The following is a 14,769-nucleotide window of genomic DNA, read 5'->3' as shown; positions in this document are numbered from 1 at the left end:
CCGCCACGCGCCTCGCCAAGGCAATGCGGGCGACCGGATCAAACCCTTCATTCCTCACCGTAGAATTGGCTTTGCAAGGTCTTGAGTTTCGTCGGATGCAACGCCTCCTCGATACAGCCGAGGAACATCTCACTGCGTGCATTGACCCGCGCGTGATCGGCTGGATGCGTCATATCCGTTTGCAACGCGCGCACCGTTGTCCAGTCGTTCGCACGATCCTTGAGCAATTCGAACAGCGTTCGGCGGTTGTCCGGCGGAGATAACCGGCCGTCCTTATACCGGTGCAGTCGGAAGTGAGCGAAGGTAACCTTAGCCGAGATCTTCGCATCAAATAGCGCGTCGGGTAGCGTTAGCAGATCAAGTCCTTGCAGCTCGCGTAGCTGCACCATCTGATCCTGCGCTTCCTGATACTGCTCACGGCCGACCAATTGATACATTCCTCTCGGGCGAAACAGCCAGCCGTCGTCCGTTCCGGGCTGGTTGCCAAAGTCGTTGTCATCGTAAGCGAGCACGAAATTGGCCAGTTCCTTGGGATGATTAAGCAAAGAGTTCACGTCGACGGCTGGCTTGTTTGCGGCCAGGAGCCTTGAGTTGTTCTTGTCAATGCGGTCGCGCCATTTCTGCGGAAGTTGAGAAACCGCGCTGTAAGAAAAGTTCTCGCTGCTGCGGGTAAAATCGGCGCTGTCGTAAGAGACGGATCCTAGAATATAGGCAAGGATACGGGGATCCGTTTCCTCGACGCGATCCCATTCCTGCAACAAGGCTTTGACCTGCTCGGCCTGATAGTAGGCCATATAGCTCTTGCGAGATGGCGGAACGGGTGGAGGGGCCGGCGAATGATCTTTGCGCGATTGACTCAGCTGGTGCTCGTAGGCGGCGACTTTTTCCTGATATTCCTCATAACCGCGCTGTTGCAACCAATTGCTCTCATAACAAGCAAGTAATGGCTGCGGCTTGATCTTTGGAGTTGGTTGATATTCCTTCGCTAGCTCGTCGGCGTAGGCAGCGCGTGCAAGTTTGGCATCCTTCAGGGTTTCAAATGCGGTCGCGACCGATCCATTCAGAAGATGGAACAACTTCACCTGCAGGCAATCTGCATTGCTCTGCCTTTCGCGGGACTGATCGAAGTCGTCCTTCGGCACGCAGTCCCAAAAACGGCCGCTGCTCAAAGAGATGATATCCTCGGTCTTCTGGGACAACGTCCAGCCGAGTGGAAGGCTATAGAACAAACCTGTTATGTCCGTCCGGCCGAATGTTGGAAAGCGCTGAACACTTGGCGTCACTTCGGCGTCGGGGCGACGGTCGATGCTGGCTGCATGATTGAGGGCCACATAGGTTCGGGAGGTTCGTGTGCTTAGAAGCGCGCGTACCGGCTCCATGAGCTCACCGAACATAAATGAACCATGATCACCGAACTGCCCGCTGACGAGGGACAGCAGGTAAATCCTGAATTTCGGCGCATCGGAGGTGCCCTTGATGGCGTTAAGCTTCTCAATCAAGTCGAGCGCTGTCTCAATCCCAGAGTTCTCCACATATCCGCCGTCCACCAGGCGCGCCTGCGGATGAGAGGTTATGCAGTCATTTTTGACTGAGACGGTCGCCGCTGGCGTCACCCACGGAAAACGCGCGCTCGTGAAAGCGGCCGTGCTGAGCGGAATACGCAGCGAGTGGCTCTTGACCGTTTGTTCCGTCCCAGTGCCCGCACGTTCAAGCGCTGCAAGAACACACAGGTCTGTGTCTTTGGGGTGCAGCGGATCGAAATCAAAGGGAGAGATGACGGCCCGTTTGCCGCTGCCGGCGTCCGTCGTGTTGAACAACAGGGCCGGCATGTTGTTGTCGGGCGTCCAATGGGACTGGAAGTCAGCCCTTAGCAAATTGGATTGATTGCCGCTGCCGTTGTTGCTGCGGAGGACTCTGTCACCGGCGTTCTCCAACGTGTATTCGAGGAAGCGCGCGCGATCGAAGGCCGGGATCGCGAACGGTGAAAACATCTGAGTGAAGTCAGTAAACAGAAAGCCAGCAACCAAAGGCGACAGAAAATCGGTTGCCAAGACGCTTGCAACCCGCTGCTCGACCGGCCCAGGAGCATCAATATCTTGGACCCGTCCAACCCCTGCCAGGAAATCCGCGATTTTGGGGCATGTTTTGGCGTCGACGGCATTCGGATCAAGGGACGCATTTTCGGCGTGGAGCGCAGCGGCGAAGATTGCCGAACCGACGCTGCCCCCGGACACGCCGCTTATCGCAAACAGATGTTGGCGAAATGCCGGACAGAGATCCTGCATCCGCGCAAGAAACCGCGCCGCATTATTGGCGGCATAGATTCCTCCGCCTTGAGCCGCCACAATGAAGACGGGATATTCGCCGAGCCTCTTGGCTTCCTCTACCCGCGGTTTTTGTAAAAGCCACTCGCGGAATGCGGCGGCTGCGGACGTGCGCGCCTTTTCCTGCGTGCTACTTGCTTCAGAGACGTTACGCAGTTCGTGGTCGTCACCTCCCAATAAGGAGGCAAGCAGAAACAACCCACCGAACACAAGCGGAATAAACGGAAACGCAAATCTGATGGTCAGGAGAGCAAAATGGACCGTGAGACCAAGGACGCAAACGGCAAAGAGAGCGATCACGCCGAACGATCCGACAAATTGTGCGAGCCTATCAGGCAGCATAAGGAATGCTGCTGTCAGCAGCACGATGCCGCCGATCGAGAGCGCGAGAAACCTGTAACGGATGAAGTAAGCGTTATTAGCGCGGCTCGCGAGATCAATCGATCGATCTCTTGATCCTATTCGCCAACTAAATGCCACGAAACAGACGAGCATGATTAGCATGGCAATCGCGAGGATGAACAGCACGTTCCTCTCAAATGCGAGCGCCTGGTCTTGAATGCGGAAGATACTTCCGACTTCCTCGACCTCGCCAACCTTTCGCGCCGGTCGCGAGGCGAATTGACCTGCTGTGGCGGCGATGATCGGCAGTGCTCCAAGTAGCACGGGAGCAAGTCTGATATAGAAAGCCAGGCGCCCGGGAGGCTGGGGGATTTGCGGCAGGGATGCAGTCGTGAGCTGAAACGCGCTTGCCCAAATCGCTATCGCAATCACGCCCAAGGCAGCGAACTCCTTGAACGTCACCCAACCAAGGTCGTCGGCGGCTATCCGGTAGAGCTCCTGAATCTGATCTGGCAGGTAGAGCAACACCGAGATAGCTACCGACAGAACAATTATCCATCGAAGGTTGCGCAACAAAGTAAACAGCTGCTCGCGCACAGTCATCGCGTTATCTCCTCACATATTTATGGAGGCAGCTGGCAAGCCACAGAAATGGGCTCGGGTACCAGGCATTCGCGCCAGCTCACATTGAAAGCATTGAGCCCAAGCATACGGGCAACTTGAAACAGATTGAATTACTGTCACGCTCGCAGGTAGCGCGTTTAACATTGTGCACTTCCCTACAGGAGTGTTCCGGGAATGTCGATATCTTCTACGCGGCGACCGCAGAGTTTTCCTCCGAATGGCCGCGACTTCCGTGTCGTCGCGCAAATCGGTTGCCGACGTATGACTCTCCTTGAGGTGACTGGCAAAGCCTGCGCCTGTCGGAAGAATACGCGTTGGCCAGGCAGAGGGTGCGAGATGGCCAGCGACAAGCTGCGATCGGATGTCTTTGGAGCGACGCCTTGCGGCTTGAAAACAGGGCCTCGCGCTTTTGTTCGGCGTTACTTGGGGCGGAAACGCAAAAAAGAGCGGCCGATGCGCGATTTCGGGCCTCGGCGATCGTGTCTCGACCCCCTATCGGGGTTCGAGACTTTTTCCGCGTCGTTCGAGCAAGCCCTTGAAGAGAATCTGTCTCACGCTGTCTTACACCGGACGTGCGACTAGCTCCGAGGGTGTGGGTGTGTCTTACACCGGCAGGTCACTGCGCAAGTTCTGCGAGATTTGAATCTTTTTGAAAATTTTTCGGGGCGAATTGGTCTTGCTACATAGGGGGAGGGGGTCTGCGCGTCATCACGGTTTCGCTGCTGGCAGGTCGCACTTCGCTATCAGGGGTGATTGTCGAATCGCTCGCAGGGTTCACAAGCTGGTTAAGCCGGGCGCACGTGCTGCTTGGTCCGCGGCCAATCGCGATGGGCATACATCTGTCAGCCAGCCCGAGAACTCGACTCTCGTCTAAGTAGATTCTCGCGTTCCGTCGCTCTATAATAGTTGGGATTCGAGGATTAAGAGAATCTTTGGCGGGGGAAATCGGATAATGGCTGCCAACGGCTTGGACGCGTGCGCCATCACGGTAAGGCAGGCACGCGACAAAACTGCAAACTTGCTCGGCTCGTTTGACGGAAAGAAGTGTCTCGTAGACGGCGTCCCGTTTCCGCATGGGTGGGCGTGGCTTGCAGCAAAGAAATAAGATTTCAAGCAAGCGCTAAGTTACGATCGGGGAGAAATGGGACCTGTCCTGGCAGCGATAAGCCGCATTCTGCGATTCTTCGGTACGCACGTGTCAGTTATTGTTTCGATAAGTTCGATGGCAATTGCGTTGGTGTCTCTCATGTACACGATCAACGCCCAGAATGCTGATTTGCAGTACAAGGAGATCGCAATTCAACCTCGGGCGGAGATTTCCCCCTTGTGGGAGGACATAAGCCTCAGCATCCAAAATTTGGGGCTAGGTCCAGCCGTAGTGGAGGAGATCGTATTCGAGGAGAAGGGCAAATGCATCTCCTCCTCCGGGAGAAATCTCGCGCAGTGGAGTCAAGAATATGGTGATTTCCTCAAAGATGCAGGGGGCAGGGTATTCTCCAACTCGTTGCCAACCATGCCATGGAGCAAGAACGGCAAAAAGGCATACGACTTCGAGGTAGACCTTTTGCAACAGAACGATACGGTGCGAGCGAACGAAAATCGCTATCTGTTCAGATTGGACGAAGGCACGCGGAAAGAGCTTCAGTCGCTCGACACAAGCCTGCAAGCTGCGGTGAAGCACAAATTTGCCGAGAATGCCATTGCCGTTCCGCTCATGATAATCGTCTGCTCCGCGACCAAGCGGACCTGCATGTCTGTCGGGCGGGCTGGAAAATGCGAAGCGCAAACCGTCCAATAGCATGCCAACTTGGCCGCGGATTACGATGGAGAGCGGGGAGGTGGCGGGACCGATAGAACACGCCTCACTTCGGTTGCGCGCCATATTTCCCCGCGAAGTGCGGTTATTCCTCGCCTGCTAAAACGCCGTGGCAATTATGCTGGCAGACGCGGCGCCGTCACCTCGGATGGCTTCGATCAGTGGATCGCAAGCCCGGGCGGTTCGCCTCGGCCGTCCGGTCGGCTCGCGCTTTTGAGAGTCGTTGCAGGTACCTGCACGACAGCGGAAGTCACCGAGTTGAATTCCTCGCCCGTGGCCGGTTGTTGCAAAGGACGAACTTGTTCCGCAGCGAACGCACGCTATGATCGATGACTATTACAATCAGTGAGCTTGATCTTGACTGGCTATCCGAGTGGCGCTGAGTCACAGTTCCTGTGTCGTGGTGGGCGGTCGGCAGCGTGCAAAACCCTCCTCGTCTTCGCAAATGATCCAGAGGTACGAAATGGGTTCTTTGTGAAGGCAGACATTGATGCGTATTTCGACTCGATAGCGCATGAATATCTGGAGGAGGTACTACCTGCCCCTAAAGCGATCATCCGGAAGACGGTACTACTGGATGGATGGCGGTTTATCGGGGGCGCTATGGGCCAGCGCGGAATTCCACAGGGCTCGTGCGTATCCACGTCGTATCGTTATGGCCTCTAAAAATTACATTCTCCGATTCCGAGAATGTCACCAAAGTCTGAATTGCTTCCGCAGCTGTCTTCACCTCGATAGTTTTGATGCCCACGCTCCAGCCGATCATCAAAGGATGGCAATGCGAATCTTGCCTGATCGGTATGTTGCAACTTGCGGGAGAAGATGTGAAGGGGTGTTTAGGCGGCGGCCCGATCAGGAACGTGCAGGCAAATCCCTTGGAAGTTCCGATCCCAATGATCTGCGGCGGAGCGCATTTCCGGCGCCTCCTTCCGGCGACGGGCTGCATGTCGAATTAGAGCAACGGCAATTCCTGGCTCAATTCGGACGGCCGGCCGCAGGATCACCGCATCTCGCGGAGCGGTTCGCGAAACGGGCCGAGAACTTGAGGCTTTTCTAAGAAGGTGACGACTGTGCGAGCCACGTAGCGGCACTATATGTTCAGAGAACCCAAGCTCCCTGGCTCCCAAGGTAGCTCGCAATTCAAGAACTCGAGGCATACAGAGGATTTCGATCTTCAAGGTGATCAGGTTGGTTCGGATCTTTGCGAACTATGTACGGGAAATAACTGCCCGCATCCTACCGCGAAGCGTCTTCCACGCGTAGGACATTCACGAGAGATCCTCCATCTCGCACAAGCGAAACGGGGCAGGAGTGCCGATGTAATTTTGAGTTCTCTTAGCCGTTGCAACTTGACGGCGAGGCGATTGGCTACTTGACTACGCTATCCTAGGTGGGGGCGGTGCCGAGCGAAATTAATGTATCGATTGAGGGCCTGCGCTAGCCAGCGCACTTAGTCTCAAGCGCGGTGATTTCGGGCGGCAGCACTGCATGGTGGGGGAGCAGAGCATATGCGAGAACCGTTCGATGTACTTATCGTCGGCTCCGGAGCCGCGGGGGGAATGGCTGCTTACGACCTGTGCAGGTCGGGTCTCAAAGTGGCCGTGCTCGAAGCAGGTCGCGACTATGAGCCTGGGACCGAAACCGCGATGTTCGTCTCTCAGCAGAAGGCGCCTTTGCGTGGCGCCGCGACTCCAGACAAGGAAAATGGCTATTACGACGCGACGATCGATGGAGGCACGGCTGTTCCAGGAGAGCCCTACACCACGGCCGGCGACTCTGAGGAGTTTAGCTGGTGGCGACCGCGAATGCTTGGAGGGCGGACCAACCACTGGGGGAGAGTTGCTCTCCGTTTCGGGCCATATGACTTTAAGCCGAGGAGGCGCGATGGTCTAGGATTTGATTGGCCGATGACATATGACGATCTGGCCCCCTGGTACGATCGTGTTGAGAAGCTCATTGGCGTCACCGGCAGGCGCGAGGGAATTGAGAACACTCCGGACCCACCAGATGGGGTCATGCTTCCACCTCCACCGCCGCGGGCCTACGAAGTCGTGCTCACGCGCGCATTTGAAAAGCTCGGAATGCGAGTGGCCGCTATCCGAGCGGCAATCCTGACTAAGCCTCTGAATGGTCGAGCCGCCTGTCTGTACGCCACGGCATGCACGCAGGGATGCTCTAGCAGGTCCAACTTTCAGAGCACGACGGTACTTCTGCCGGAAGCGCAGCAGACGGGAAACCTCACTATAGTTTGCAACGCAGTGGTTTACGAAGTGAACCTCGATCAGACCGGCAAAGCCACAGGGGTTAGCTTTGTCGACCGGCACACCGGCACTCAGAGCACCCTCCATGCGAGATGTGTGATCCTCGCAGCGGGAGCTTTCTCCTCAGCGCGCATCCTGCTGAACTCGAAGAGCAATTTGTTTCCGAATGGGATCGGAAACGCCCAAGGTCTGGTCGGGAAATACATCATGGACACGGTCGAATTCACAGTTCGTGGCCGCATCCCGCTCCTAGAGAAATTGCCGGTGCGCAACGATGATGGGATTTTTACGCCGCACATTTATGTGCCATGGTGGCTCTATCAGGAGCAGGCACGAGGAGAACTCGATTTCCCGAGGGGATACCATATAGAGCCCCGCGGGGGGCGCAGGATGCCGACGATGGGAATAGGCGGCTACATCGATGAGAAGGACCCGACCTATGGCGACGCCTTGCGCGAGCAGGTGCTGCAGAAATATGGAAGCTACATCAGCCTTAGCGGCGAAGGGGAAATGATCCCGAACGACCAAACGTTCTGTGAGTTGGACCCCGACGCCAAGGATAAGTGGGAGATCCCAGTTCTGCGGTTTCATTGGAAGTGGGGGCAATCTGAGGTCAATCAATGGAAGCACCAGCAGCAGATTTTTGGACAAGTAATCAGCTCGCTCGGCGGCACGGTTACGAGCGGACCGGCCGAGATGCCCATAGGAGGAGCGGCAGTCCACGAAGTTGGTGGCGCACGAATGGGTTTCTCCGAAGCTGATTCAGTGGTCGATCAGTTTGGACAATGCTGGGCAGTCCGAAATCTCTTCGTCTTGGATGGTGCAACCTTCGTCTCCAGTCCGGACAAAAACCCGACGCTCACCATCCTTGCTATAGCGTCGCGTGGTGCCGCCCGCATCGCCCAGTTGGCCAGAAACGGAGATCTGTGAGGCCGCTATGGATGACCGAATACCAGAAGAGCTCAATGCGACCGGGCAGCGCATTCCGTTTAAAGCGCAGAAGATCCGGGAGGAGGTCAGTGGAGCATACGGGACCGACCCGAACCTCATAACTCCACGCGTGACGTGGGATCTTATCTTATCTCGTCACCACGTGAGATTGATAGCTGCTCTCTCAGACGTTGTTCTCCCTGGGACTGCTGAATTTGCGGCACCCAGCCGGATGGGCATAACGCACTTCTTTAATGAATGGCTCAGTGCACCCTACGCAAAGCAGCGGTCGGACAAGGACCAAATTCTCGGTGGGCTCGATTTGCTCGACCAGGAGTCTCGTCGGCAGTATTGGCTTGGATTTCTTTGGCTAACCAAGACACGCAAGATCAGGGTACTCGACGCGGTAATCGCCATGGGGAATGATCAGCGAAAATTTTTTGCTCGTTTCCGCTATCTTCTCGTAGGCGGATATTTCACCTCAGATATGGGCTTCAGGGCGATCGGCTACAAAGGTAATACACCACTACAATCCTTTGCTCCGATCCCGGCAGATGTTCAGTCGATTATCGATAGCGAATTGCGCCAACTGGGGCTTTAGCGATCATGAAAACGATTGCCGAATTCGTTTCGAGTGGCATCCAGAATGTCTCTGAATTGCAGAACGCTCTGCAGCTCGCAATGCGCGTAGAATTCAGTACAATTCCTCCTTACCTCTGCGCCCAATGGTCGATTAAGAACGACCCGGATCGGGTCGAAGGTATTCTGCACAGGATCGTTAGCCAGGAGATGATCCACTTTGCACTCGTCGGCAATCTCCTCTGCGCAATTGGCGGTACACCAAAGATCGCCAATAGGCACTTTCCGCCAAAGTATCCGCTTGACCATCTGCCCGGCAACATTCCGCAAAAGCTCCCGATCGGGTTGCGTCCCTTGACGAAAGAGCAGCTGGCCGTATTCATGCAGATTGAGTACCCCGAATTTCCGCCGGTTGCCGTATTGGCGCACACTCGGCCCGCAACGATCGGAGCGTTTTACACTACCGTCGAAGACGCATTTAAACGGCTCCAGCCATCGATCGATCCTAGCGCACCATGGGTGCAGGTCCCGTTCGGCAAACAGGTTTTGACTATCGCCGATGCCCTTACAAGCATCGAGCGCATCAAGAGCGAAGGCGAGGGTCTAGAGGATTCTCCAGAGGAGCCAAGTCCAGCTCACAATCTAGCGCACTACTATCTGTTCAAAGAGGTGTACGTCGGTCGGCGACTTATCAGAGTAGATGGAGCATGGAAGTTTGAAGGTGAACCTATATCAATGCCTGAAGTGATTAGCTTTCGTCGTGTCTTATGGCATCGCAAAGAACGAGCCCATTTCAAGAGAGTATTTTCGCAGCTACTGAAGAACCTTGAGCATTCTTGGTCTCGTCAAAGGGACGTTGACGTTCCCTCCATGTTCGAGCTGAAGCTCGCGGGCCGCTCACTAATAGAGAAAGGTGTGCGTCCGCAGTTCGATTGGGTAGAAGGCTCATAGAGGACGGCTATCGCTCAGCCCGTGTGCGGGCGGAGCCAATGCGGAACGCGCCAGTGTTGACTTGCTACAGGGTCAGCTAACATCTCGTGGAACATGAGCTCTAGCTGCCCTCGCGCAGCATAGTAAGTTTCTCCGATCTCTGGGGCGCGCGTCGTGACGACAGCAACAAACAAAAACCTCAGAACCCAGCCCTCTCGCACACGATACTGACAGGAAGGAACATCGGCGTTTCAGTTACAATCCAAACGATAAACGCGAGGGGTCATTCACCGGCCCGTCGGGCTGCTCCTCATTCAGAATGCGCCCAGTAAAGTCGTTTAGTGCAGCGGTACGCTACCGAACAACTCCACCATAACGGCAGACACGACTAATACCCTGTTTGTCGAAATACGTCGGGCGGCGGCGTGCGCAGAGCACTGTCGCGTCATCGAAAGTCGTGAAGAATAGGCGGCCAGCGAGCAGCGAGGCCACTCTGCGACCAGATCGGCAGCCGAGACCAATCGTACCTTTTTGCGCTAACGGGCTTGCGCGTCAAAAATCCGAGGAAAGTATTGCGCAATTCGTGGGTTCAAGCGTACTCTACCTCTGGATGTTGGGTTTGTTCGAGAAGGTAGCCCGCTCCGCTCGCATATTTGAAGCCAACGCGACTGGTCGCAGCTTCTCGCAGGTATACAAGGTGATCAGTAACCGGAACGATCAGGCGAGTGGCCATGTTGCTATCCGATCTGCTTCCAGCACTCTTTGATCTCGTTGTGCTGCATACCACTGGGCGAGCGCTTCTTTCGGTCGAGCGCGAAGGTCTTCTCGATGGCTTGGTGAATTGCGTTGCTGAGTCCGTTATGCGACAGATCCGTACCAGCAATGAAAACATACAAGTTACAAAGATAACCACTGATGATCACTTTAGCGATGAAAGGATGTCGCGCACCGAAATCGTCGATATGATGGGGCAATCGAGCGGACTTTCCCGAGAGCTATCTGAGTTTGCATTGGTCTTAATTGAGTCGCGTTTGGACGTTCGCATCGGAGAAAATGGCGTCGACGTTGGCGAGCTAGGGGCCATCAACTGGGGAGTCGGTTTGTCAGCGACCGCTCCGAACTTTGTTGAGGTTACGCGCAGTTGGTGGTTAGCAGGCGAGCCCGCGATAGACACTCAGATTGCGTTGCGACAGGACACACTAATTCCTTTGTGGCTGTTCCGGGGTTGGCGGAGAGGCGGCACGTCTCATCTGCTGGAAAGAGCGCTCTTATATTCAAGTTTCCGCCGAACGGTCCCGTACAACATCACGCTATCAAAAGCACTCGTCTATCCGCGGCCACCTCTTTCATTTTCAGATGTCGCGATCGTAGGATCTACCAGGGAAGGCGGATTGAGATAGCTGCATTCAAGTAATGCGACCGCGGGGGGGCGCTCATGGCGCGTATAGCAAAACTTATTCAAGTCTCTGATTTTCATTTTGTACCGCAAATTGCTCATCAGAAGCGTGCCTTTTATCAGCGCGGTCTGCGCGCAGGATGCCACTCATTCAGCAAGTTAGTCGGCTTGGCGAGAGAGATAGACGCGCTGCAGGTTCAGGATGGCAAGTACGATGCGCTGCTCGTGACAGGCGACTTGTCCACCGACGGGGCGCCGCAGTCCTTCGCGACGGGTCTGTCATACATTCAAAGTAGCGTGCTCGCGGCAGGAAGTCCGGCTCTAGCTCTCACGCTTGGTCTCAACGCGACGCCCGATCGACGGCTCTTGCTTCCTGGCAATCACGACCGATGGGATCGAACCTGGTTTGGCTTTCAACGTCAGGGGGCCGTATTTGAGAACGCTCTAAATTTGAATCTTCCCCATCCCAACTACCCTTATGTCAGGGGCCTCCGAAGAACTGCCAACGCTTCGGACCCGGCAGTCCTCTTTTTCGTATTCGATTCGACCCCGGGAGTATTTGCGCGAATGTGGCCATGGGACCGATTGGCTCGCGGCCGGATAGATCAGGGCGCGATGGATTATTGCTACACGCTAGCAAGAAATATTAGCCAAGCCGCAGCTGGCGGAGTAGTAGATGACTTTCAGGGAAATTCGATGCCCGTGCGATACTCCAATTGCGTCCGAATCGCGCTCTTGCATCATCACCCGTTTGATGGCCAATCAACTACATTGATGGAGAACAATAAGGAGTTTGTGCGCTTCTGCGTGCGAGCAGGGATGCATCTTGTTCTGTTCGGGCACGATCATAAGGAGTTTTGGGTCCCCCAGTTCGGCCGATGTGATCTAACGGGCAACGACAATCATCAAACACTATTCTTCTGCTGCCCGAGCGCCTCGGAATACCGATCTGAGCAAGGGTTCTATTCCTTCGATCTCGATCCTACAGGATTTAACTTCACATTCTACAAGTGGAGAGGTCGGCAGTTCGTTGCAGGCGGCTTAGACGAAAACAGCCGGTTCTTAGCCGGCGGCCCTCAACGTTTTTACTTTTAGTGACGGTTTCGCTGAGGCGGGGAGATTCAAGAGGGGGAAAATGTTCGACAGAAACTCAGATCGCTGGGAACAGAGCCTCGATCAGGAATTGCTCGATTGCATTCGTGCGGCTCTCAGAACAGGTCAAAGCAAGATGCGCGATCTGCTCGCCCTAGACGACGATACGCGGCGTCGCAGTGCTAGCGAGGCTCTCTCATTCGAGAATTTATCATAGCAAGCGGAAGCCTTGCTATGCGAAAGCTGCTTGCAGCTGTGGCAAGCAGTACGGATCAGCGTGAAGACGATTCCGTGTGACGGCCTGGGATTCGACCTCTAGGCATTCAAGTAGAGATAATTCCACGGTCAAGCGCAGAGCGCGAGCCTGCAAAATGGCTCTCGCAACTAGATGATAGGTCTTCGCCAGTTAACCCAGCGCAGTCAGTAAACAAACTTGATCAAGTCGCTGCTTGGCATCGTTCGTGCGCTAAATGGTCAGCTCGTCGAGAAGTGCGGCAGTTGCACAAGGTCTATGTTGTCGAATTCCTCTTGAAATTCCTTCACAAGGTATGACGCATCCTCCGGCCAACTCGGAAGGAAATAAATGTGCCGACATTACTGAGCACCGAGTGTCTGATTTCGGGCGTCACCTGATGCAGAAATTGATGGGCGATCGAAAATCGCACACGGTACTTGCGCAGCTATGAAAGCATGTTGGCGAGCGCGAGCGTGGTGAAGCTCTGGAATTCATCTATATAGATGTAGAAGTCACGGCGCTTCTCAGGCGGTGTGTTCACCCGGGTGCAAGCCGCGAGCCCTAGTGTGGTTACGAGAAGGCCGCCCAAGAGGGAAGAGCTGTCTTCGCCGATCCGTCCCTTTGCCAAATTCTCGATGAGCACTTTGCCTTCATCCATTACCCGACGGATGCGAATTTCTTGTCTTGGTGCTGTCAGCATTCGGGCCAGCGCGGGGTCCGCCAAGAATGCGCCGACCTTTGTTTTGTATCGGTGCGCTAGCGTCGGCGCGGTAGCGGGATGAAAACTCTTCGAATTCTAGCTCGAAAAGGCGGCGCACTGGCTGGTTCTGGATAGTTTGGACGATTTTCTTTCTGTAGTTTTCGTCAGTCAGAAGTCGCAGAATGTCGTGCATCGTCGCATGAGGCCGTTCCAAAAGAGCCATCAATACATTTCTCAGGACGTGCTCCATGCGCACACCCCACGCGTCCGGCCACATCTTCTTGAATACTTCCATGAAGCCGGATGCAGCGAGGGCGATGTACTGCGGCGCAACGTGACGAGGGGGTTGTAGCCCCACGGCTGGTTCACGTTGCCGACGTTCAGATAGATGAGGTCTTTCCGACGCCAAATGGGGAACGTGCGAGACGACGTGCTCGGCCAGATCGCCCAAGGGATCGATGAGGGCGATGCCATTGCCGTTGGCGAGGTCCTGCTCGTAGGTGGGCTCCAGAACCCCATAAGGAAGCGAAACCGCCTGCGCCCTATCCGTTCAGGCAATAAACATGGCCCACTGGGAGCGTGAGCCTGGGCCAGTGAAGGGCTTCAATGCTCGTATCTCGTTAACAGGCATGAAAATCTGTCGACCAATAATAGTCGCATCGTTGTGCTGAACTGCGCCTGCCCTCTTGATGGCCGTGTTGCCAAGAACGGCAGGTTTCACCTCTGCGCCCAATGTTGGGTCAGTCCGATAAAGGCGCAGCCGTAACCTCGTAGCTCCGCAAGGATGTCGGCGATTATAGTTGATTGGAATGCGTAGCTCGCTTCATCGACCAAGCACATGGCGAGGTGGTCTTCTCTTCGTCGTTTCGCAGCGGCCCAATATTGACCTATTGAGAAGAGCACAAATATCCGCATTCTCTCTTTGCCGAGCGCTTGCTCGCCACCGTTTATCACTGCTACTTTGCGCTCGCGCAAAAATGCATCCATGTTGATGCCGTTGCGGGTAGCACTGAACATCTTTTTGAAGGCAGGGCGGCCAAGCGTAGCGAGTAGTTTCCATTGCAAGGAATTTCTCGTCTCGTCATACGTACCCGTAAACTAGAGGTTCTTGAAGAAATCCCGGTGCACGTCCTCGAGCTGCTCGATGACAGAAGCATATTTCGATCTGTCGCCTCTACTGGGGCGTTCAGTAATGAGTTCGTGAAGTATTACAAAGTTGGCCTCGGGGATACGAGAGAGCAATTCAAATAAGCTAGGTATGGAAACTGTTGCTTTGGAGAAAGGCCTGCGATGTCGCCAATTGTTGGGCTCGTCCTTGGGGCGTGGGTGCGGCGCGACGGTGCGCTCTTTTATCTCCGCGAGAGCAGATCGCCGGCTTCCCGACAGCACGTTGATCGCGGTGCAACGAGATCTTTCGACATGCGCCCCAAAGATGGCGATCGGCTTCACGCGCCGGAGGATCGTCATGGGACTGGAGCCCCATCAGCGCATGCTGAAGACATTGGACGTCGGACCCAGTTCTTGACGATCATCTTGCCGG

Annotated in this window: 12 protein-coding genes; 7 read left to right on the top strand and 5 right to left on the bottom strand. The window is 55.2% G+C overall.

From position 1 onward, the window contains the following. Nucleotides 1-47: 47 nt before the first annotated feature. Nucleotides 48-3,269: a hypothetical protein gene (locus ACVWY3_RS24180; protein WP_456840697.1), complete on the bottom strand. Its 3,222-nt coding sequence runs from the start codon at nt 3,267-3,269 to the stop codon at nt 48-50. Between the two features lie 1,267 nt (nt 3,270-4,536). On the opposite strand from ACVWY3_RS24180, the gene ACVWY3_RS24175 reads away from it, so the two are divergent. The 7 genes from ACVWY3_RS24175 to ACVWY3_RS24145 all read left to right on the top strand — a co-directional run bounded on the left by ACVWY3_RS24175 (nt 4,537) and on the right by ACVWY3_RS24145 (nt 12,511). Next, nucleotides 4,537-5,088: a hypothetical protein gene (locus tag ACVWY3_RS24175; RefSeq protein WP_456840696.1), complete on the top strand. Its 552-nt coding sequence runs from the start codon at nt 4,537-4,539 to the stop codon at nt 5,086-5,088. A 1,526-nt stretch (nt 5,089-6,614) separates the two neighbouring features. Next, on the top strand, nt 6,615-8,297 hold the full coding sequence (locus tag ACVWY3_RS24170; protein ID WP_456840695.1) for a GMC oxidoreductase: 1,683 nt from the start codon (nt 6,615-6,617) through the stop codon (nt 8,295-8,297). Nucleotides 8,298-8,304: 7 nt separating this feature from the next. After that, on the top strand, nt 8,305-8,898 hold the full coding sequence (locus ACVWY3_RS24165; protein WP_456840694.1) for a gluconate 2-dehydrogenase subunit 3 family protein: 594 nt from the start codon (nt 8,305-8,307) through the stop codon (nt 8,896-8,898). 5 nt (nt 8,899-8,903) lie between these two features. After that, a complete protein-coding gene (locus ACVWY3_RS24160) occupies nt 8,904-9,827 on the top strand; it encodes a ferritin-like domain-containing protein (RefSeq protein WP_456840693.1) in 924 nt (307 codons plus the stop codon). A gap of 710 nt (nt 9,828-10,537) precedes the next feature. Continuing rightward, nucleotides 10,538-11,206, top strand: coding sequence for a hypothetical protein (locus tag ACVWY3_RS24155; protein ID WP_456840692.1), 669 nt, complete (start codon nt 10,538-10,540; stop codon nt 11,204-11,206). Nucleotides 11,207-11,241: 35 nt separating this feature from the next. Further along, entirely contained in the window at nt 11,242-12,297 is a 1,056-nt protein-coding gene (locus ACVWY3_RS24150; protein WP_456840691.1) for a metallophosphoesterase family protein, read from the top strand. A gap of 40 nt (nt 12,298-12,337) precedes the next feature. Next, nucleotides 12,338-12,511: a hypothetical protein gene (locus ACVWY3_RS24145; protein ID WP_456840690.1), complete on the top strand. Its 174-nt coding sequence runs from the start codon at nt 12,338-12,340 to the stop codon at nt 12,509-12,511. Between the two features lie 463 nt (nt 12,512-12,974). Here the strand turns inward: ACVWY3_RS24145 and ACVWY3_RS24140 are convergent, their stop codons facing one another. The 4 genes from ACVWY3_RS24140 to ACVWY3_RS24125 all read right to left on the bottom strand — a co-directional run bounded on the left by ACVWY3_RS24140 (nt 12,975) and on the right by ACVWY3_RS24125 (nt 14,696). Then, nucleotides 12,975-13,172 carry a hypothetical protein gene (locus ACVWY3_RS24140; protein WP_456840689.1) on the bottom strand — a complete coding sequence of 66 codons (198 nt, stop codon included), beginning with the start codon at nt 13,170-13,172 and terminating at the stop codon, nt 12,975-12,977. 7 nt (nt 13,173-13,179) lie between these two features. Beyond that, nucleotides 13,180-13,680 carry a hypothetical protein gene (locus tag ACVWY3_RS24135; protein WP_456840688.1) on the bottom strand — a complete coding sequence of 167 codons (501 nt, stop codon included), beginning with the start codon at nt 13,678-13,680 and terminating at the stop codon, nt 13,180-13,182. A gap of 266 nt (nt 13,681-13,946) precedes the next feature. Continuing rightward, on the bottom strand, nt 13,947-14,294 hold the full coding sequence (locus tag ACVWY3_RS24130; RefSeq protein ID WP_456840687.1) for a hypothetical protein: 348 nt from the start codon (nt 14,292-14,294) through the stop codon (nt 13,947-13,949). 33 nt (nt 14,295-14,327) lie between these two features. Further along, nucleotides 14,328-14,696 carry a hypothetical protein gene (locus ACVWY3_RS24125; protein WP_456840686.1) on the bottom strand — a complete coding sequence of 123 codons (369 nt, stop codon included), beginning with the start codon at nt 14,694-14,696 and terminating at the stop codon, nt 14,328-14,330. Nucleotides 14,697-14,769 lie beyond the last annotated feature (73 nt).

The sequence above is a fragment of the Bradyrhizobium sp. USDA 4486 genome, from assembly GCF_054057995.1.
The sequence above is the reverse complement of the archived record's forward strand: the minus strand, read 5'-3'. Positions and strand labels throughout refer to the sequence as shown.

Excerpts from the sequence above, each read along its gene's own strand:
- ACVWY3_RS24180 (WP_456840697.1), bottom strand. The coding sequence starts at position 3,269 with ATGACTGTGCGCGAGCAGCTGTTTACTTTGTTGCGCAACCTTCGATGG.
- ACVWY3_RS24175 (WP_456840696.1), top strand. The coding sequence starts at position 4,537 with ATGTACACGATCAACGCCCAGAATGCTGATTTGCAGTACAAGGAGATC.
- ACVWY3_RS24170 (WP_456840695.1), top strand. The coding sequence starts at position 6,615 with ATGCGAGAACCGTTCGATGTACTTATCGTCGGCTCCGGAGCCGCGGGG.
- ACVWY3_RS24165 (WP_456840694.1), top strand. The coding sequence starts at position 8,305 with ATGGATGACCGAATACCAGAAGAGCTCAATGCGACCGGGCAGCGCATT.
- ACVWY3_RS24160 (WP_456840693.1), top strand. The coding sequence starts at position 8,904 with ATGAAAACGATTGCCGAATTCGTTTCGAGTGGCATCCAGAATGTCTCT.
- ACVWY3_RS24155 (WP_456840692.1), top strand. The coding sequence starts at position 10,538 with ATGTTGCTATCCGATCTGCTTCCAGCACTCTTTGATCTCGTTGTGCTG.
- ACVWY3_RS24150 (WP_456840691.1), top strand. The coding sequence starts at position 11,242 with ATGGCGCGTATAGCAAAACTTATTCAAGTCTCTGATTTTCATTTTGTA.
- ACVWY3_RS24145 (WP_456840690.1), top strand. The coding sequence starts at position 12,338 with ATGTTCGACAGAAACTCAGATCGCTGGGAACAGAGCCTCGATCAGGAA.
- ACVWY3_RS24125 (WP_456840686.1), bottom strand. The coding sequence starts at position 14,696 with ATGACGATCCTCCGGCGCGTGAAGCCGATCGCCATCTTTGGGGCGCAT.